Origin of the sequence: Xanthomonas rydalmerensis (assembly GCF_033170385.1) — a bacterium.
GTDB classification, from domain to species: domain Bacteria; phylum Pseudomonadota; class Gammaproteobacteria; order Xanthomonadales; family Xanthomonadaceae; genus Xanthomonas_A; species Xanthomonas_A rydalmerensis.
Map to the genome: position 1 here is coordinate 3,197,042 of NZ_CP126170.1, position 20,292 is coordinate 3,217,333.

Here is a 20,292-nt window from a genome sequence, read left to right on the forward strand (position 1 = left end):
CAGGCATCGCCGCGGCGCTGTTGTAGGAGCGGCTTCAGCCGCGAGGCCTTACCGATAGCGCGTCGCGGCTGAAGCCGCTCCTACGAACAGAGCGACATTCCGCGATGCCAGGCACTCGCGGAAACCTCCCATTCCCGAATCCCCATTCCCGAATCCCGGCTCTTCAGGCCGCCGCGGCCCGCACCAGTTCCGCATAGGTCTGCGGCAGCTCGCGCATGTGTTCCATCACCGCGGCCACGCCGAGTTGGCGAAGGGTCGCCGCATGCCCGGCAGGAATATGCGCGGCGCCGGTGAAGCCGATCACGGTCATGCCCGCGGCCAGCGCGGCACTGGCGCCGGTGGCGCTGTCCTCGATCACCAGGCAGCGCTCCGGCGCCACGTTCAATGTGCGCGCCGCCAGCTGATACACGTCCGGCGCGGGCTTGGGCCGCGCCACCATGTCGGCGCTGAAGATGCGCTCGCCGACGCGCTCGTGCAGGCCGGCACGCGCCACCGAGGCGACCACGCTCTCGCGCATGCTGTTGGAGGCGACGGCCAGCGGCAGCGGCAACGCCAGCAAGGCCTCGCGCACGCCGTCGATCGGCTGCACTTCGGCCGCGATCAGCGCTTCGGAGCGCGCGCGGATCTCCTGATAAAGGCCCGGCGGCAACGTCAGCGCGTACTGCCGTTGCACGCGCTGCACGATCTCCTGCGCGGTGAGGCCGAAGCTGCCGGCGAGAAAGCGTTCCAGTTCGGCCCGCGGCACATAGGCGCCCAGCGCGTCGAGCATCACTCGGTCGGCCAGCACTTCGCTGTCGACGAGCACGCCGTCGCAATCGCTGATCAACAGGTCGAAGGGGGTCGCCGTCATCGCGCGCTCCTTTGGGAAAACGTCATTATGCCGCTGCGCACATGTCCCTCGCCTGTGCGGCATCTGCAGCCGCGGCAGCGCGTGCATGCAGGAGGCGCACGCGGCGCTGCCTGTATGCCCTGCCTGTTCGCCGCCTCACCACATCGCGGCGCATCCCGACTGACGGACGTTTGTTTCCGGTTAAACCACCATCCAGCTGGTGGGACGCCACCCGAGATCCGCAGACAGCGTCACAAAACTGGCGCAACACCGCCGCGATCGGCTGCTAGCATCGGGAGCGGCGCCAGGATCTGCGCCGTCATCCAGGACCGCGAACAGGAAAGGAGCCTTGCATGCGTACGCCCGTCCCCGCCCTGATCGCACTCGCGACCTCGCTGTTCTTCTCGGTCAGTTGCGCCGCACAGTCCGGCGCCAAGGAGCATTCCGCCATGTCAGCCTCGCTGCAGGATCAGTCGGTCGCCTTTCGCGACCCCGCACTCGCCGACATCGCCGCCGCCATCGCGCGCGGCGATGTCGCCCGCATCGCCGCCCTGGCGCCCAGCACGGATCTGTCCGCGCACGGCGACCAGAACGTCACCCTGCTCGAATGGGCCATCTGGAACGAACAGCCGCGCGCACTGGCGGCTCTGCTCGACGCCGGTGCCGACCCGTCGCTGCCGGGCATGGACCAGGAAACCGTGGTGCACATGGCGGCCATGGCCAAGGACCCGCAGTACCTGCAAGTGCTGCTGCAGCACGGCGCCCCGGTCGACCCGGTGAGCGCGCGCGCGCACTGGACGCCGCTGTTCCGCGCCGTGCAGAGCAAGCGCGACGCGCAGATCGAGATGCTGCTCAAGGCCGGCGCCGATCCGAAGCGGGTCGACGCCACCGGCAACTCGTTGCTGCACCTGGCCGCGCAGAGCAGCGCCGGCAACCCGTGGGTGCCCAAGCTGCTGCAGGCCGGTGTCGATCCGACCCTGCGCAACGCGCAAGGCAAGACCTTCCAGGCCTACTTCTTCAACACGCCCGAGCGCCTGCTCAACGCCAACGCGCAGCAGACCCGCAACGACGTGCGCGCCTGGCTGAACGCCCACGCCATCCCCTTGGAAGCGACCCGCTGATGCGGTCGGTCACCCTCTTCGCACGGAGCCGCGCATGAACCAGAGCGATCTTTCCCCGTCCGATCCGTCCACCTCGTTCTCCGAGGCCGTCCGCGGCCAACAGCCACAGGCCGTGGACCGGCAACTGCCGCCGCTGCTGCAGGACCTCTATCACACCGCGGCCGAGCGCCGTGCCGGCGGCGCCGAGACCTTCGCCGCGCTGCCCGATGGCTGGTCGCGCATGGACGACGCCGCACTGCAGCGCGCCGGCATCGACCCGAGCCTGCAGCACGACGCCAAGAGCGGCTTCGATGCCGCGTTCTACCGCAACCCGCAGGGCAACGTGGTGCTGGGGTTCTGCGGCACCGACGAGCTGAAGGACTGGAAACACAACCTCGGCCAGGGCCTGGGCTTCTCCGACGCGCAATACGCCTCGGCGATCCAGCTCGGCAGCCAGGCCAAGCAGGCCTTCGGCGAGAACCTGCTGATCTCCGGGCACTCGCTGGGCGGCGGCCTGGCCGCGGCCTCGTCGATGGTCAACGACGTGCCGGCGGTGACCTTCAACGCCGCCGGCGTCAACAACAAGACCCTAGAACGCGAGGGGCTGGACGCCGAGGCCGCCAAGGCCTACGCCGCCGACGGGCTGATCCGCGGCTACCACGTCAAGAACGAACTGCTGACCTACCTGCAGGAAGACAACCTGCTCACCCGTGGGCTGATGCCCGACGCCGCCGGCCGCCAGATCCAGCTGCCGGAACCGGACCCGCTGTCGTTCGGCCAGCGCCTGATCCCCGGCATGATGCTCAAGCACCGCCTGGACCTGCACGGCATCGATTCGGTGATGAAGGCCGAGGACCTGGCGCAGAACCAGAGCCAGCGTCAGGCGGAATCGGGCACGCTGTCGACCGGCAGCCGCCTGTTCAACGACGCGGTGGTGCAGTTGGACGGGCAGCGCGAGCGGCTCGGCCTGCACGACGACGCGGCCTTCCTCAACACCGCCGCCAGCGTCGCCGCGCGCGCCGGCCAGGACGGCCTGCAGCGCATCGACCAGGTCCTGCCCAGCCGCGACGGCGACCGCCTGTTCGCGGTCCAGGGGCAGCCGGAGAACCCGGCGCACCTGCGCAGCCAGGTGCAGACCGCGGCCGCGGCCCACGAGCCGTCGCAGGCCAACGTCGGCCAGTTGCAGCAGCAGAACCTGCAGGCGCCACCGCAACAGCAGGAAGAACGGCAGCGCAGCGTGGCGATGCAGTAGTCGCTAGCAATAGGCCGCATCGCGGCAGGCGTCCACGGAGACGCCTGCCGCGGCGGCCGACTAAGGGCCCCTTGCCTGCACGGTGCTGGCCCTGCCCCACTCGCCGGCATGAGCCGGATGACGCATGCGTCGCCGGATGCGGCCCCCCGCTGAAGGGAGCTTCTACTAACTACGGACGCTGCCTGTAGGAGCGGCTTCAGCCGCGACAGGCTTGACCAGGAATGCCTGTCGCGGCTGAAGCCGCTCCTACACGGGCAATGGCGCGTCCCGCTGAGCGACAGCAAAGCGCGTCATTCGAGGTGCACCGAAGACGCGCCATCCCCGCGAGGCGATTGCGCAAGGTCGGCGGCGTGCGTGTCATGCGCCGCGGCGTGTCCGCCCATCATCGTCCGGACTCTCCTCGTCCAGGCCACGCAGATCGCGCTCGATCTCGGCCAGGCGCCGATGCTGCGCAGAGCGCTCGAACCAGGCCGGCCAGCGCAGCGATGCCACCACCAGGGCAACCGAGATCGCCAGCCCTGCCAGCAGGTTCGCCAGCACCACCGCCGGGCGCAGCACCCACAGATCCACGCCCGCGGTGTGCAGCAGCAAGCCCAGTGCCGGCACCCACATGACGCCGCCGCACGCGAACAGGATGCGATCGCTGCGCAGCCGCGCGCGGCGCAAGCGCACGATCGCCTGCTGGCTGTCGGCGATCGGGCCAGCGTAGTCGATCGCGCCGATGCGCCGCAGCTGCACGGCCGCGGTCAACAGCAGCGCCAGGCCGTAGCCGTGCAAGGCGAGGCCGTAGGCGACCAGATGCCAACTCCCCCAATGGTCGGTCCAGGCCGCCCCGCCCCACAGACTGAACAACAGGCCGATCGCCAACTGCAGCCACTGCGCGCCGGCGAGCAACCGCACGCGCCGGCCGATGCCGTGCAGCCCGCGCACGCGCTGCAGCGCATCGCTCCGCGCCGTCTGCCGTTCCAGTTGCCGGCCATAGTCGATCCAGGCCGCCTTGAGTTCATCGAGTTCCATTGCCGTCTCCTCGGTTGCCGCCGGTGGTGCGGCGCAGTTGATCCTTGATGCGGCCCAGGCGGGTCGCCACGTTGCCCTCGCTCGTGCCCAGCACCTCGGCGCATTCGCGCTGGCTGCATCCGTCCAACTGCAGCAACAGCAGCGCGCGATTGACGGGGGACAACAGGCGGATCGCCTGCTGCAGCAGCGCCACGCGCTGGCGCGCTTCGATATCGACGTCCTGCGCCCCCATCGCGTCCGGTGCGTACTCGGCTGCCACTTCACGATCGCGATGGCGGCTGCGCCGCTGGTGCGAGATCGCCACGTTCAGCGCGACGCGGTACATCCAGGTGGAAAACGGCCGCGCCGGATCGTAGGACGGCCACGCGCGCCACAGCGCGGCAGCGATCTCCTGGGCCAGATCCTCGCGGTCGTGGTAGCCCAGGCCATAGCTGGCGGCAATCTTGTAGACGATGCCGCGGTGCGCGCGCAGCAGGTCGGTGAAGTCGGAGGCGGCGCGGGGCGACATGACGGTGCCGATGGGAAGGTTGTCCAGGTGATACGCACCAGCGGCCGAAACCTCACACCGGCCGCAGTCGCCGCCGCAGCAAGCCGCGGCTGACCGTCACGCCGCCCCGGCTCAGCCGGCGCCGGCCATCGCGCGCAGCACGATGCCCACCACATAGGCCAGATAGGTACCGGTGGCATAGCCCATCGTGCCCAGCAGCACGCCGACCGGCGCCAGCGCCGGATGGAACGCGGCAGCCACCACCGGCGCCGAGGCCGGGCCGCCGACGTTGCTCTGCGAGCCGATCGCAAAGTAGAAGAACGGCACCCGCAGCAGCTTGCCCAGCGCCAGCAGCAGCAGGACGTGCACGATCAGCCAGATCAGGCCCAGCGCGAAGATCCAGGGCCGGTCGAACAGCGCCAACAAGTCCATCTGCATGCCGATGCAGGCGATCAGGAAGTACAGCAGCAGCGTGCCGATGCGCGAGGCGCCGGCGCCCTCGAGGGTGCGCGCGCGGGTGAAGCTGAGCAGCAGGCCGAAGGTGGTCGCCAGCACCACCACCCACACGAACGGGGAGCCGAGGCTGAACTGTTTGGCCCAGCTGACGTTGGCGTCGAACCAGGCCGCCGCCGGCGTGGCGATCGCATGCGCCAGGCCGACCGCGCCGAACGCCACGCCGACGATCAGCATCAGGTCGGTGAGGCTGGCCACGCGTTCGTGCTGGGCCTGGAAGTGCGCGATGCGTTGCTTGAGGTCGTCGATACCGCGGGTGTCGGCGCCGCTGCGCGCGTCGATGGCCGGCGCACGCTGTGCAAGAAAGATCAGCAGCGCCATCCACACGTAGCCGACGCCGACGTCGACCACGGCGAACTGGCCGAAGGTGGTGGCGTCGACCTGGAACACTTCGCGCATCGCCAGCATGTTGGCGCCACCGCCGATCCAGCTGCCGGCCAACGCCGCCATGCCGGCCCAGGTGTCGCCGGCCACGGTGACCGGGTGCAGCCACTTCATGATCTGGAACGCCACCACCGCGCCGAGCATGATGCTGAAGGACGCGCCCAGGTACATCGCCACCAGCTTCGGCCCCAGCCGCAGGATGCCCTTGAGATCGACGGTGAGGGTGAGCAGCACCAGTGCCGCCGGCAGCAGCACGTCGCGCGCCACCGGGTTGTAGAGCGAGTTGTGCTGTCCGTCGATCAGCCCGACGGTGTTGTAGATGCCCGGAATCAGGTAGCACAGCAGCAGTGCCGGCACGATGCCGTAGAAGCGCTTCCAGAATCCCGACGGCCGCGCCGCGGTCCAGAACACCGCGCCCAGCGTGGCGGCGATCAGGCCGAAGATGACGATGTCGTTGGTGATCAGGGGCGTCGAGGGCATCGGGCGATGGGGCCGGGATTGGGGATTGGGGATTGGGGATTGGGGATTCGCGATTGGAGGTTGGAGGTTGGAGGTTGGAGATGAAAACAGGGATCGAAAGAAAGCAGCAGGTTGAGTTCGCAGCATGGGAGCGCCGCAAGCAACCTGCTTTTTGTGGGAGGGGCTTCAGCCCCGACGCTTTACCAATGAAGCGTCGGGGCTGAAGCCCCTCCCACAACGGCTAACGGATCGCTGCGATCACGGGAAAGTCCCGAATCCCAAATCCCGAATCCCCAATCCCCAATTCCCAATCCCGGGACCTGGGCCATGACCCAGGACGGGGGCCCGGAAACCCGAGCCCCAGGTCCCCTCACTGCCCGATATGCTGCTTCAGCCAGCCGTTGACCGTGTCGTGCCACAACAGGCTGTTCTGCGGCTTCAGCACCCAGTGGTTCTCGTCCGGGAAGTACAGGAACTTGGACTCGATGCCCTTGCGCTGCAGCGCGCCGAACGCGGCCAGGCCCTGCTCCATCGGGATGCGGAAATCCTGCTGGCCATGGATCACCAGCATCGGCACCTTCCACTTGTCCACGTGCAGGATCGGGTTGAACTTCTCGTAGCCGGCCGGGTTCTGCCACGGCGTGCCGCCGTTCTCCCACTCGCTGAACCACAGTTCCTCGGTGGCGTAACCCATCATGCGGTTGTCGAACACGCCGTCGTGGTCGACCAGGCACTTCCACGGCTTGTTCCAGTTGCCGGCCATCCAGTAGACCATGTAGCCGCCGTAGCTGGCGCCCAGCGCGCAGGCCTTGTCGCCGTTGAGGAAGCCGTACTGCTTCTGCGCCGCGTCCCAGCCCTTCTGAAGGTCTTCCAGCGGGCGGTCGCCCCAGTGCTGGCTGATCGCATCGGTGAAGGCCTGGCCGTAGCCGGTGGAACCGTGGAAGTCGATCATCACCACCGCGTAGCCCTGCCCCGCGTAGGTCTGCGGGTTCCAGCGATAGCTCCAGCCGTTGCCGAAACTGCCTTGCGGGCCGCCGTGGATCAGGAACGCGACCGGATAGGTCTTGCCTTCCTGGTAGTTGTACGGCTTGACCACGTAGCCGTGCACGGTGTCGTTGTTCCAGCCCTTGAACGAGAACTGCTCGTAGTCGCCGAACTTCACGTCCGGCAGCATCTCGCCGGCGCTGGGGGTGATGGCGCGCGGCTGCTGGCCGTTGGCGTCGGCGACCATGATCTGGTCGCCGCTCTTGAGGCTGTTGCGGGTGAAGGCCAGCGTATTGCCGGCCAGCACCGGCGCGCCGACGCTGCCGTCGGCGGCCACGGTGCGCACCTTGCCGCTGGCCACGTCGACCGCGAACAGCGGGTGCTGGCCCATGTCATCGGCGGTGGTGTACACGGTGGTGCCGTCGGCCGACAGCACGATGTCGCCGGCGGAACGGTCCCACTGCGGGGCGATCTCGCGGGTCTTGCCGCTGGCCACGTCCATCGCCATCAGGCCGAAGCGGTCGGCTTCGAAACCGGGACGCTTCATGGCGCGGTAGTACAGGGTCTTGCCGTCGGCGGAGAACACCGGGCCGGCGTCCCAGGCCGGGTTGGCCGCGGTCAGGTTGACCGGCGCAGCCTTGCCGGCGGCATCTAGCCGGTACAGGTCGAAGTTGGTCGACCACGGCTCTTCGCGGCCGGCCACGCGCACGCTGGCGACCAGCGACTGCCCGTCCGGCGCCCAGGTGTAGTCCTCGCTGCCGCCGAACGGCTTGGAAGGGATGTCGCCGGCCAGGGTCACGCTGACCGCCGAGGCACCGGCCACCGGCTTGGCCTTGGCGCCGGCCGGCAACGGCGCGACGAACAGGCTGTTGCGGCGGCCGTCGTTCCACGTGTCCCAGTGGCGCACGAACAACTGGTCGAACACCACGCCGGTGGCCTTGGACTGCTTCTTGGCATCCAGGCGCTTCTGCGTGCAGGCCAGGTCCGAACCGCAGTCCTGGAACACGCCGGCGCTGAAGGCCACGCGGTCGCCCTGCGGGGCGATGTGGTAGCTGTCCACGTCCAGCGCGAAATCGGTGAGCTGGCGCGGCGCGCCGCCGGCCAGCGGCAGCGCGTACAGCTGCTGGCGGCCGGACTTGGCGCTGAGGAAGTACACGGTCTTGCCGTCGGCCGACAGCTCCGGCGAATTGACATTCCAGCCTTCCGGGGTCAGCCGCTTCGGCGGCGCCGCATCGCGGGTGCGCAGATCGCGCAGCCACAGACTGGTGCTGGACTTCTCCAGCGCCTTGTCCATCTGCCGCTTGGCGAAGATCACCGTACCGCCATCGGGCGTCAGCAGCGGCGAGGACACCCGGTCCAGCGCGACCATGTCGCGGACATCGAAACCGCGGGTGGCGGCCAGCGCAGGCAGCGCGGTCAGCAGGGCCAGGGGCAGCAAGGCGTAGCGCAGGGTCATCGGGCGTCTCCGGAACACGGCAAAACGTCGATGGTAGGGGCCGTGGTGGGCGCGGCGCAAAGGACTGAAGTCATGGAAGAGCCGGGATTGGGGAATCGGGAGTGGGGATTGGCAAGTGCGGCACTGGCTCGGTTTGAAATACGAAGACCAGTGCGAGCCTTCGGATCGCAGGCGGACAGCGGTGGGCGCGCGGCTGGATCGAGAGGGGGCCTCGGGAACGGCAAGCGCGATGCGCTGGCTCGGCGAGGCGTGCGAAGGTCGATGCCGGGCTGGCCTGGTGGGTGAGGCGGACAGCGACAGGCGCGCGCGGCTGAGGCGCGATTCGGTCTTTGCAATGCACGCGGCGCCGCGCCGCCGGCGAGAAACAGATGGGATCGGCACGTGCGGCACGCACGCTGGCTCGGCCGCAAAGGCGAAGCCCGGCGCGGGGCCGGGCTTCGGATGTTGCGTTGCGGGAGGCCGTTGCGCCGTTATGCGCGCGGCGCAGCCGCGGCCTCGCCCTTGCGGCCGGTGCGGTACAGCAGCCAGCCGACGAAGGCCAGCAGCACCAGGCCGTACCACTGGTTGAGGTGGAACGCTTCCGGCAGCGCCAGCACGTCGGCGTGGCCCGAGGCCACGATCGGCACCGCGATGGCGATGCCCATCAGCGCCTCGCCGGTGATCAGGCCCGCGGCGAACAGCGTGCCCGGACGGTGCACGCGGTCGCGCCCCTCTTCGTCGTCGGCACGGATCTTGTGGAAGCGCTCGACCAGGTGGGTCAGCAGGCCGCCGAGGAAGATCGGCACCATCAGTTCCAGCGGCAGGTAGATGCCGATCGCCGCGGCCAGCACCGGCACGCGGAAGCGCTTGCCGGTCTTCTTCAGCCACTCGTCCAGGGCGATGATCGCCGCGCCGACGCCGGCGCCGATGCCGATCATGGTCCACGGCAGCTCGCCACCGAACAGGCCCTTGGCCACCGACGCCATCAGCGTGGCCTGCGGCGCCGCCAGCGCGTTGGGATGCTGCGGCGTGGCCGCGCCGATGCCGTAGGCCTGGGCCAGCAGGTTCAGCACCGGCGCCATGATCAGCGCACAGGAGAACGCGCCGATCGCCAGCATCAACTGCTGCTTCCACGGCGTGGCGCCGACCAGGTAGCCAGCCTTCAGATCCTGCAGATTGTCGCCGCCCACTGCGGCGGCGCAGCACACCACCGCGCCGATCATGATCGCGGCGACCGCGCCGATCGGCGAATCGCGCCCGAGCAGCAGCACCAGCACCGCCGAGGCGAACAGGATGGTGGAGATGGTGATGCCGGAGACCGGGTTGTTCGACGAGCCGATCAGCCCGGCCAGGTAGCCGGACACCGAGACGAACAGGAAGCCGGCGACGATCATGATGATGGTCATCGGCACGCTGACGTGCCACTGGCCGACGATGGCCTGGTACAGACCCAGCAGCGGAAGCGTGCACAACAGCAGCGCCACCAGCATCCACTTCATCGGCAGGTCGCGATCGGTCTCGGCCACCGCGGCGCCACCGGTGCTCTTGCGCGCCGCAGCGAAGCCGCTCTTGACGCCCGACAGCAACGACTTGCGCAGCGAGAACAGCGTCCACACGCCACCGATCAGCATCGCGCCCACGCCCAGGTAGCGCACCTTGGCCGCCCAGATCCCGAACGCGGCCTCGGCCGCCGGCGCATTGGCCAGGCTCTGCGCCAGCGCCGGATCAGAGTTCATGAAGAACTGCTGGTACAGCGGGATGGCCAGATGCCAGGACAGGATCGAACCGGACAGCACCACGATGCCGACGTTGAGCCCGACGATGTAGCCCACGCCCAGCAGCGCCGGCGACAGGTTGGTGCCGACGTAGCCGACCATCTTGCTGCTGCCGATGTACGCGGCCTGCGCCCAGGTATCCGGGATCACCTTCAGGCCGCTGGCCGCGCCGAGCTTGACCAGCCCGCCGATGGCCGCCGACAGGCCCAGGATCTTCAGCCCCGGCCCGGGGTTCTCGCCGGCCTTGAGCACTTCCGCGGCGGCCTTGCCTTCCGGGAACGGCAGCGGATCCTCGACGATCATCGAACGCCGCAGCGGCACCGAGAACAGCACCCCGAGCAGTCCGCCCATGCCGGCGATGCCGAGCACCCACCAGTACTTGAAGTCCGGCCAGTAGCCCATGATCACCAGCGCCGGAATGGTGAAGATCACCCCGGCCGCGATCGAGGAACCGGCCGAGGCGCCGGTCTGCACGATGTTGTTCTCGAGGATGGAGCCGCCGCCGAGCAGGCGCAGCACCCCCATCGACACCACTGCCGCCGGAATCGCGGTGGCGATGGTCAGGCCAGCGAACAGACCGAGATAGGCATTGGCGGCGGACAGCACCACGGCCAGCACGATCGCCAGCACCACGGCACGGAACGTGAGCTGGCGCGGCGCGGCAGCGTTGTTCATGGTTACCCCTGAAACGACAAAAACGCTTTGCACGCTAGCGTCTGGGGCGGGGCAAGTCCAGCTTCCTGGTGCCCAGCTTGTGGCACATGCCTGGGAGGCTGGGATTGGGGATTGGGGATTGGGGATTCGTAGAAGCAGCAGTACTCAGCGGCAGATGGTTGCCCCTCTCCCACCGGGAGAGGGGTTGGGGTGAGGGTACGGCGACACGCAGCGCATCCAATCCTTGCCTGCCCTGCCCAACCTCATCCGCCCCTGCGGGGCACCTTCTCCCGGCGGGAGAAGGAAACGCAGCAAGCCCCTCTCCCACCGGGAGAGGGGTTGGGGTGAGGGTACGGCGACACGCAGGGCACCCAATCCTTGCCTGCCCTGCCCGACCCTCATCCGCCCCTGCGGGGCACCTTCTCCCGGCGGGAGAAGGAACCGCAGCAGCCCCTCTCCCACCGGGAGAGGGCTTGGGGTGAGGGTCCGGCAGCACGCAGGACATCCACCATTGCGTGCCTGCCCAACCCTCATCCGCCCATACGGGGCACCTTCTCCCGACGGGAGAAGGAACCGCAGCAGCCCCTCTCCCAGCGGGAGAGGGGTTGGGGTGAGGGTCCGACCTCGTGCGACACCTCACGTGCCGCGGACCGCCATTCGAGCGAACGCCGGCCACCCTATACTCCGCCGCCTGCCTCCTGCGCCGAGAGTCGCCGTGTCCGTGTCCTCCCTGCCGTTGCGCGACGCGCGCGACGATTTCCTCGGCCATCCCAAGGGCGTCTACGTCTGCTTCTTCACCGAGATGTGGGAGCGCTTCTCCTTCTACGGCATGAAGGCGCTGCTGTTGCTGTACCTGACCAAGTACCACCTGTTCGGCGACGACGCGGGACTCGACCTGCTCGGCGCCTACGGCGGCCTGGTGTACTGCGTGCCTGTGCTCGGCGGGCTGCTCGCCGATCGCTGGCTGGGCATGCGCAAGGCGGTGGTGTTCGGCGGCCTGCTGCTGGTGCTCGGCCACATCGGCATGGCCTTCGAGGGTCACGCCGCCACCCGAATCAACGGCGAGGTGGTGCGCGACACCGCATCCCTGGGCGTGACCTACCTGTCGCTGGCGCTGATCATCATGGGCGTCGGCTTCCTCAAGCCCAACATCTCCACCATCGTCGGCAAGCTGTATCCGGCCGACGACCCGCGCCGCGACGCCGGCTTCTCGCTGTTCTACGCCGGCATCAACCTCGGCGCCCTGTTCGCCTCCCTGGTCTGCGGCTTCCTCGGCGAAGCCTACGGCTGGCGCTACGGCTTCGGGGCGGCCGGCATCGGCATGCTGCTCGGCCTGGGCATGTTCCTGTGGGGCCAGAAGTACCTGCATGGTCACGCCGAACCGGCGCAGCCGGCACTGCTGCGCGAGCGCGTGCTCGGCGTGCCGCGCGAATGGGCGATCTACCTGTGCGCCGTGCTGGGCGTGCTGCCGGTGGCCGCCTTGATGTGGGCCGCGGCCAACGGCGCCTTCAGCCTTGGCGGGGAAATCTCCCTGGCCCTGTTGCTGATGCTGCTGGTGCTCGGCGCGGTGCTGCTGTGGTTCGCCTGGTTCACCGGCACCCAATGCACCCCGGTGCAGCGCCAGCAGATGATCGCGCTGATGGTGCTGATCGCGATGGCGCTGGTGTACTTCACCCTGTACGAGCAGACCTACGGCTCGTGGGTTACCTTCACCGACCGGCTGATGACCAAGGACATCGTGCCATCGCTGGTGATCCGCGGCGGCACGCCCCTGCCCTGGTCGATCGCCTCGCTGCTGCTGGCGCCGCTGGGCTTCGTGCTGGCGGCCTCGCTGTCCGACCGCCGCCCCAGCTCGTCCGCGCCGCGGCGGCTGTTCGTCGCGGTCAGCGCGTTGATGCTGCTGTTCCTGATCCGCGACTGCCTGGTGCTGCCGCAGACCGCCGGCTCGCTGACCTACCTGGGCGCGCTGTTCCTGGTGCTGCTGGCGCCGCTGTTCGCCGCGTTGTGGGCGTGGCTGGCGCGGCGCGGACGCGAGCCGTCCAAGCCCGCCAAGTCGGCAATGGGACTGTTGCTGGCCGGCCTGTCCTTCGTGCCGCTGGCGCTGGCCGCGCAACAGGTCGGCGCGACCGGACAGATGGCGAGCGTGTGGTGGCTGGTGCTCGCCTATTTCGTGCTGGAGGCCGGCGAAATGTGCCTGTCGCCGGTCGGCCTGTCGGCGGTGACCCAGCTCGCAGTGCCGCGCGTGGTCAGCCTGATGATGGGCACCTGGTTCCTGGCAACCGCCTTCTCCGAAGCGCTGGCAGCGCTGTTCGGCAAGCTCGCCGCGATCGAGGTGCCGGACGGCCAGACCCTCAACGTCACCCTCAACGTCGCCGACGCCGCGGCCAAGTACGCGCATCTGTTCTGGCTGCTGCTGTGGATCGGCGTGGGCTGCGCGGTGCTCGCCTTCCTGGCCGCGCCGCTGCTGCGGCGGATGATGCACGGAGTGCGCTGAGCGGCTGCGTCGCCTGAGCGGCGACGCAGCCGGCTCAGATCTCGACGCGCGCGCATCTGACGTGGTCAGTGCCGACCACGACGATAAGACCGCGAGTCGCACTGAACCCAAAATCCAACCGGGCCCGCTCACTGCCAGGCCCCAACCGTTCGCACAAATAAGTCTGGCCGGTACCGCGTTACTGGCGTCGCCTTTTCACATCGATCAGCGGCACATGATACAAACAGACATAAATTGCCACATCGCGAGACAGTAACGGGTCTTGGCTGCCCATTAACGATACATGGGCGATACATTAAGAATATAAAGGCAGTTTTCTTTATTAAAACACCTGATTTAACAAGTTTCATGTGAAACCATGAAATTCGGCAAACTTGTTTTGCCGTAGGCGCAGTGATAGGTTCTGTTCGTCGCCGCATGACGACGACATCTAAAAAAAGGAGTTTTGTGATGAAAATCCAAGATGGCAAGCTTGAGAAACAAGAGTCCCTCTCCAATCCTTTCGCTGTCCAGCTCGACGAACCCATGCAAAATATCGCGGCGCCCGGCGTCTGCGAGATGAAGCCCTATCTCGGCGACGATTCTCGCTGGTACTCCACGCAGCCGGGCGGCTAAAACGACGGCGATTCGATCGATACGTCGCGATGAAGAACGCCGCCATCAGGCGGCGTTCTTTTGTTCGAAAACGCGGTCACCACACGACACCGCTCTCAGGCAGCCGATCTCCATGATCAAGGCCAACATTGCCTTTTCCGACCTCGAGCAATCGCCGCTGTGGCAGAACGACACCCTGTGCCTCGGGAAAAGCCAGATCGTCCCCTACCGTCACTCCGCTGTGGAAACCGTTGTGGTCCGCACGCAGGGACAGTGGTTCGCCACGGTGCGCGAACGTTGCACGGAGATCGAATGGACAAAAGACGATACAGGCATGCTGGTCGATGCCGATCGATTCAACCAGCTCTACAAAGAGGCTTTGCTATGGCCGCTCGATTATCTCATGATCGAAGTGGCCCAGGCCGGATGCCGATTGAAGCTGCGCGCGGGCCTGCTCGGATCGGCGCCAGTCTACTGCCGGGTCTCCGATGACGCAGTAGAAATCTCCTACGATCTGGCCGACTTTTTTTCCCGGTCCACCACCATTGATTTGGAGATGGCCAGCCGGCGCCTCGCACTCGGCGCGGATTATTCCGCCAGGCAGTTGTTTTCGGGCGTTCTGATGCTGACGGAACGCGCCACGCTTTACGCGGAGCCGGGCAAGGTCCGTTACGTCTACCCCTCGCCTGCAGAAACCGTAGCGCCTTACGATGACGCATTGAGCGACTACGGCATGGAGCGATTCGGCCAACTATTGCATCGCGCGGTTTCGATTCGACCCGCGTCGAAACAGGTGGCCGTCGAGTTGAGCGGGGGCATGGACTCGGCGACTGTTGCATGCGCGCTGACGCGATCGCAGCACAACATCGTAAGCCTGGGAATCTTGCTCGATGCGGGATCCAGCCAAGCCCAGGTCGAACGTCGCCGCCTGCTTGTCGAAACGCTCGGTCTTCGCGACACGGCCGTGAACATTGACGCGTTCCCGCCAACGCTCGATCTGCAACCGAGTGCGAGCCGACCGGACTATCCCCTTGCCGAGTTCTACCTCGAAGCGTTCGAAAGCGTGTGGGACAGTGCTCAAGCGCAGGGGAGCGATCGACTTTTCACCGGCATTGGCGGAGACCAGTTGTTCCCGACGTATCGGAATGAGGAACACTCCACCGGCAGCCGCAATGGCATTGTGGCCGCAGAAGCCAAGCGGCGCGCGGACCTATTGTTGACGCCCCGAGCGCTCAATGCATCGCGTTCGCTCAATGGATTCGATGCGCCCGCCGGGCCTTTATCTGCCTCGGTGTTGGCCTCGAGCATGTGCCAGGCTCCGCATCTGCTTCGGCGAGGCCTTTGGCCGGTCAATCCGCTAAGCGATCCACATCTGGTTGCTTTTTGTCGGCGCCTGCCGCTCGAGAGCCGGAAAGATCGAGAAACGATGTGGCGATATTTGCAGGCCAACGTAGGCGACATATTTCCACGGGATTATTGCAAGGAAACGTTCGCCCATGTCCTGCCTGAGCTGATCGCACATCACGCCAAGACGATCGCCATGCAGCTGAGCGAATGCGCCCTTGCCGACTTGGGCCTGGTCAACCGCGACGCCGTACTGCAACTTCTGGACGAATTGGTGGCGACGCGCGCACGTCCGCTGACGGCGCCGTTGATCTCGTTCCTTTGGCTGGAGCGCTTCGTCCGGCAGTTTGCCTGACAATCCCATGCGGCAGGCGCGGACGTCGCTTTCTCAGCCTACGATCGAGGCGCCGTACGGCCAGAGCGGCAAGATCGACCAGCCATGGAAGCAGGTGACCAATTCGGCAAGACCCCGAAGTGCCAGTTGGTCACGCTGAACTATGGAGCCCAACCGTCATCAGTGCGGTCCGGAAGCACCGGACCGCACTGATGCCGCGCAGCTGTGGCGCATGCGCCTCACACGTATCGCCGGGCGAAAACCACTTACGGTTTCGTCGCCGCCGGCGCCGCCTGCGCACCGCCCAGCGACTTGCTCAGAAACGCCAGCAGCCGGGTGTAGAACTCGCGACGGTGTTCCTCGGTATAGAAGCCATGTCCCTCCGTCGGGACATACAGCGTTTCCACCGGCACCCCGGCCTTCTTCAGCGCGACTTCCATCTTCTTGGAATGCAGGATCGGGGCGCGCTCGTCCTCGCCGCCAGCGGCCAGGAATACCGGCACCTTGATCCTGTCGGCCAGGTTGACCGGCGAGACCGCAGCCAGTTCGCTGCTCGGCCCCAACCACTCCCGCAAATAGGTCTGGCCCGCGTCGCGTTGCTGGATATCGCCCTTCGCGTACATCAGCGGCAGGTCGTAGACACCGACATAGCCAGCCGCACAGCGGTACAGCGACGGCTCCTTGGCGACCCCCATCAACGACGCGTAGGCACCATAGCTGGCGCCGAACATGCAGATGCGCTGCGGATCAGCGATGCCCTGGGCGATCGCCCAGCGCGTGGCATCGGTGACGTCGTCCTGCATCTTGCCACCCCACTGGCCGGCGCCCGCCTGCTTGAACGAGCGGCCGTAGTTGCCGGAACCGCGATAATTGACCTGCAACACCGCATAGCCGGCACTGGCCAGGAGCTGGGCATCCTCGTCGAACAGGCCGTTGTCGAAGATCCCGAAGGGGCCACCATGCGGCATCACCACCATCGGCACCTTGCCCGTGGCGGCCGACGTGGGCAGCGTCACGAAGCCGTGCAAGGTCAGGCCATCGCGTGCCTGCAGCGCGATCGGCCGCACCTCGCCCAGCTTGGGCGGCTGCAAGGCAGCGCGACGCGCAAAGACGAACTCTGCCTTCTTGGCCACCGTATCGAACAGATAGAACTCGCCCGGATTGCGCCCGGACTGCACCTGCACCAGGTTGAGCCGGCCATCGCGGGTGCTCGAGGTGACGTAGACCGCCTGCCCCGGGAAGGCCGCTTCCAGCGAGCGCTGGGTCTTGGCTTCCGGCGAGTTCGCGTCGAAGAACAGGCTGCGCGGCTTGTCGCCCAGCACCTCGACCCCGACCGGGACACGGGTGCCGTGGCGGTACATGATCCGGTAGGGATCGGCCAGCGCATCGTGCGCCACGACCTTGCGCTCGCCGCTGTCCGCATTCCATGACTCGATCGCGTCGCTGCCCTTGGCCTGCTGAACCTGCAGATAGGCGATCCGCCCATCCTCGGAGAATCCGAGCGGCGTCTCTACGTGCTGACTGACGTTCTCGTCGTTGATCAACTTCCAGTCGCTGCCCTGCGGATCGCGGTAGAACAGCTTCCTGGCATTGTCGGCGTCGGCGCCCGAGGCGAAGCGCACCTTGCCTTGCTCGTCGCTATAAAACTCGGCGCCACGCACCTTCGGCGAACCGGCCAGCGTGCGGCGGCGACCCGTGTACACATCCATGATCTCGGCGCGGCTGTAAGGGTCCTTGCTGACGCTGAACGGGCGGACCTGGATGATGACGTTGCGGTCATCGCCAGGCAGCGGACCGACCATGTCGGCGATGACGTCCTCGACCTTCTTGGTCTGGATCAAGGTGCCGGGACCGTTGCCGGTCACCCGCTGACCCACCAGCAATTCGGCGGCACTGCCGTCGGCATTGATCGCAAACAGCTCTCCCGTCCCCCTCGGCGCGTCCAGCGACCCTATCTTTTCGGCCATGCTGAACACCACGCGGGTGTCGTTGACCCACTCGAATTCGTTGACGTGGCTGTTCTTGTCCATCGAAAAACTGCCGACGATCTTGCTGTCGGAGCGGCGCATCACCGCCAGCGCAGTGCGGTCGGCCAGCGGCACGGTCGCGGCGTAATACTCACCGGTGGGCGACAGCTTCAACTCGCCAACCTGTTCCTTCTTCAGATAAGGCGCCAGATCCACCTGCGCCCATGCATTCCCCGCTCCCAGCAGACACAACAACGCGACTGCGCGCAGTCCCCTCTTCATTCCCTGTTCCCCTGTTCCTGTTGGCGTGACGTTCGCGTGAAGTTTAATCCAGGCGCTTGTCCGATGGCGTACCGGAATCTGGGCGCCGACCTCCGGCAACCTCGGGGCTGGAAACCCAAAAGGGCATGCAGCCTGAAGCCGCATGCCCTCATCTGCCACGGAAATGGCGGCGCGCAGCGATCAAGCGCATCGCCCCACCTCCCTGCCGTCACTTACCCCCTCGGCGCGCCGGTCGACCCGCGCACCATCAAGCTGAAATCCAGCGTCTGCTGCAACGGCACGTCCACCTTTTCGATGATGGCGAGCAGCAGGTTGACCGCGCGGACGCCAATTTCGCGCATGGGCTGCCGGATGGTCGTCAATGGCGGCGTGAGGTAACTGGACGAGGCCAGGTCGTCGAAGCCGACGATGGACAGGTCGTCCGGCACGCGGATACCCAGGTCGCGGCAGGCCGCCAGGGCACCCAGTGCCATCTGATCACTGAAGCAGAAGATCGCGGTCGGCGCGGGTGTACGGCCCAATAGCACCATCGCCGCCGCATGGCCGGATTCGACGGAGAAGTCGCCCGGCACGACGGTCAGGCTGCGCAGGCGGCGGTGCGCCTTGCCGGAGGCCTGAACCCCTTCCAGTCGTTGCTGATGCAGGGGGTTGTCGGGCGGGCCGCCCACCACGGCGATCCGCGCGTGCCCCAGTCCATACAGGTGTTCCATCACCGCGCGCGCGGCGGCTGCGTTGTCGATATGGACGCTGGGAATCCCCAGCGCCGGGTCAAACTCGCAGCCGTTGACCACCGGCGCGGCGCCGCCCTGCTGCTTGACGATCTCACGCGCTGTCGGCGGCAGGCGATGCCCCAGCACGATCAGGCCGTCCGCCTCGTTGCGTGGGAGCATCTGCGCATAGCGCTCCTCGCGGTCGGGCTGGTGCTGGGTATCGCCCAGCAGCACGGCGTAGCCGACCGCCTGCGCGGCGTCCTCCGCGCCCTGCAGGATCTGGGCGAAGAAGGGATTGGCGATGTCCGGGACGGTGACCAGCAGCTTGCCGCTGCGCTGGGTCTTCAGCGTCCGGGCCACCGTGTTGGGGACATAGCCCAGCGCGGCGGCGGCCTGCTCGATGCGCGCGCGCGTGGCGGGCAGGACTTTTTCCGGCCGGGAGAGCGCCCGCGACACCGTGCCCGCGGTGACGCCGACGTGCTTTGCGATGTCGTAGATGGTGGTCGCCATGAACTGAGCTCTTGTTGCTGCTGTGCAGTGCACAACGGGTCTTGCGGGAGGCCCATGCTAGGATGATTCAATCGATTGCATGAGGGCGAATCACGTTGAAGACGCTCAAGGGTCCAGCGCTGTTCCTGGCACAGTTCATCGCCGACACACCTCCCTTCAATCGCTTGGACACGCTGGCCGAATGGGCCGCGGGCCTGGGCTATTCTGGCCTACAAGTCCCCACCAGCGCGCCCCACCTGTTCGATCTGGCCCAGGCCGCGCACAGCCAGGCGTACTGCGACGACCTCGCCGGCATGCTGGCCGGGCACGGCCTGCAGATCACCGAGCTGTCCACCCACCTGCAGGGACAGCTGGTCGCCGTCCACCCCGCCTACGACAGCCTGTTCGACGGCTTCGCACCGCCGGACAAGCGCGGCAACCCCGCCGCCCGCCAGGCCTGGGCGGTGGAGCAGCTGCGGCTGGCCGCCAAGGCCAGCCAGCGCCTGGGGCTGACCGCGCATGCCACGTTCTCCGGCGCGCTGGCCTGGCCTTACTTCTATCCCTGGCCGCAACGCCCGCCCGGGCTGGTGGAAGAAGCCTTCGCCGAACTCGGTCGGCGCTGGCGCCCCCTCCTGGAGGCCTTCGACGCCTGTGGCGTGGACCTGTGCTTCGAGATCCACCCGGGCGAGGACCTGCACGACGGCGCGACCTTCGAGCGCTTCCTCGACATGGTCGACCACCACCCCCGCGCCAAGATCCTGTACGACCCCAGCCACCTGCTGCTGCAGCAGATGGACTACCTGGGGTTCATCGATCGCTACCACGCGCGCATCGGCATCTTCCACGTCAAGGACGCGGAGTATCGCGCCAGCGCGCGCAGCGGCGTGTACGGCGGTTACCAGGACTGGATCGATCGTCCGGGGCGGTTCCGTTCGCTCGGGGATGGCCAGATCGATTTCAAGGCGATCTTCTCCAAGTTCGCGCAATACGATTTCCCGGGCTGGGCGGTGCTGGAGTGGGAGTGCTGCCTGAAGCACCCGGAAGATGGAGCACGCGAGGGTGCCGCGTTCATTCGCGAGCACATCATCCGCGTGACCGAACGCGCCTTCGACGACTTCGCCGGCAGCGGCGCCGATCCGGAATCGCTGCGGCGCATGCTGGGAACCTGAGCCATTGCCGCCCTGGGAGG

Annotated in this window: 14 protein-coding genes; 6 read left to right on the top strand and 8 right to left on the bottom strand. The window is 67.1% G+C overall.

What is annotated here, in order from left to right; genetic code table 11:
- Positions 1 to 163: 163 nt before the first annotated feature.
- On the bottom strand, positions 164 to 850 hold the full coding sequence (locus tag QN245_RS13420; RefSeq protein WP_160970144.1) for an HAD-IA family hydrolase: 687 nt from the start codon (positions 848 to 850) through the stop codon (positions 164 to 166).
- A 332-nt stretch (positions 851 to 1,182) separates the two neighbouring features.
- Between QN245_RS13420 and QN245_RS13425 the strand changes: the two genes are divergently transcribed.
- Both QN245_RS13425 and QN245_RS13430 read left to right on the top strand, forming a co-directional pair.
- Entirely contained in the window at positions 1,183 to 1,950 is a 768-nt protein-coding gene (locus tag QN245_RS13425) for an ankyrin repeat domain-containing protein (protein WP_317843411.1), read from the top strand.
- Between the two features lie 34 nt (positions 1,951 to 1,984).
- Positions 1,985 to 3,181 carry a Tle-like phospholipase domain-containing protein gene (locus QN245_RS13430; protein ID WP_184643546.1) on the top strand — a complete coding sequence of 399 codons (1,197 nt, stop codon included), beginning with the start codon at positions 1,985 to 1,987 and terminating at the stop codon, positions 3,179 to 3,181.
- Between the two features lie 357 nt (positions 3,182 to 3,538).
- Here the strand turns inward: QN245_RS13430 and QN245_RS13435 are convergent, their stop codons facing one another.
- The 5 genes from QN245_RS13435 to QN245_RS13455 form a co-directional block, all read right to left on the bottom strand.
- Positions 3,539 to 4,198 (bottom strand): hypothetical protein, encoded by a 660-nt coding sequence (locus QN245_RS13435; RefSeq protein WP_317843412.1) that lies wholly within the window; start codon positions 4,196 to 4,198, stop codon positions 3,539 to 3,541.
- On the bottom strand, positions 4,185 to 4,706 hold the full coding sequence (locus QN245_RS13440; RefSeq protein ID WP_160970152.1) for an RNA polymerase sigma factor: 522 nt from the start codon (positions 4,704 to 4,706) through the stop codon (positions 4,185 to 4,187). The genes QN245_RS13435 and QN245_RS13440 overlap by 14 nt, the downstream gene beginning before the upstream one ends.
- Positions 4,707 to 4,817: 111 nt before the next feature.
- Positions 4,818 to 6,062 (bottom strand): DUF819 family protein, encoded by a 1,245-nt coding sequence (locus QN245_RS13445; RefSeq protein ID WP_160970154.1) that lies wholly within the window; start codon positions 6,060 to 6,062, stop codon positions 4,818 to 4,820.
- 349 nt (positions 6,063 to 6,411) lie between these two features.
- A complete protein-coding gene (locus QN245_RS13450) occupies positions 6,412 to 8,481 on the bottom strand; it encodes a S9 family peptidase (protein ID WP_317843413.1) in 2,070 nt (689 codons plus the stop codon).
- A gap of 470 nt (positions 8,482 to 8,951) precedes the next feature.
- Positions 8,952 to 10,910 (bottom strand): OPT family oligopeptide transporter, encoded by a 1,959-nt coding sequence (locus tag QN245_RS13455; protein WP_317843414.1) that lies wholly within the window; start codon positions 10,908 to 10,910, stop codon positions 8,952 to 8,954.
- Between the two features lie 694 nt (positions 10,911 to 11,604).
- Here QN245_RS13455 and QN245_RS13460 point away from each other — a divergent pair.
- The 3 genes from QN245_RS13460 (at position 11,605) to QN245_RS13470 (ending at position 15,676) form a co-directional block, all read left to right on the top strand.
- Complete coding sequence (locus QN245_RS13460; RefSeq protein WP_425612867.1) at positions 11,605 to 13,383, top strand: peptide MFS transporter; 1,779 nt, start codon at positions 11,605 to 11,607, stop codon at positions 13,381 to 13,383.
- Positions 13,384 to 13,833: 450 nt separating this feature from the next.
- Entirely contained in the window at positions 13,834 to 13,998 is a 165-nt protein-coding gene (locus tag QN245_RS13465; protein ID WP_160970075.1) for a hypothetical protein, read from the top strand.
- 112 nt (positions 13,999 to 14,110) lie between these two features.
- Positions 14,111 to 15,676, top strand: coding sequence for an asparagine synthase-related protein (locus QN245_RS13470; RefSeq protein WP_317843415.1), 1,566 nt, complete (start codon positions 14,111 to 14,113; stop codon positions 15,674 to 15,676).
- A 245-nt stretch (positions 15,677 to 15,921) separates the two neighbouring features.
- Here the strand turns inward: QN245_RS13470 and QN245_RS13475 are convergent, their stop codons facing one another.
- A complete protein-coding gene (locus QN245_RS13475) occupies positions 15,922 to 17,904 on the bottom strand; it encodes an alpha/beta hydrolase family protein (protein WP_317843416.1) in 1,983 nt (660 codons plus the stop codon).
- Positions 17,905 to 18,116: 212 nt separating this feature from the next.
- On the bottom strand, positions 18,117 to 19,124 hold the full coding sequence (locus QN245_RS13480; protein ID WP_317843417.1) for a LacI family DNA-binding transcriptional regulator: 1,008 nt from the start codon (positions 19,122 to 19,124) through the stop codon (positions 18,117 to 18,119).
- Positions 19,125 to 19,219: 95 nt separating this feature from the next.
- On the opposite strand from QN245_RS13480, the gene QN245_RS13485 reads away from it, so the two are divergent.
- On the top strand, positions 19,220 to 20,272 hold the full coding sequence (locus tag QN245_RS13485; protein WP_317843418.1) for a sugar phosphate isomerase/epimerase family protein: 1,053 nt from the start codon (positions 19,220 to 19,222) through the stop codon (positions 20,270 to 20,272).
- The last annotated feature ends 20 nt before the right edge of the window (positions 20,273 to 20,292 follow it).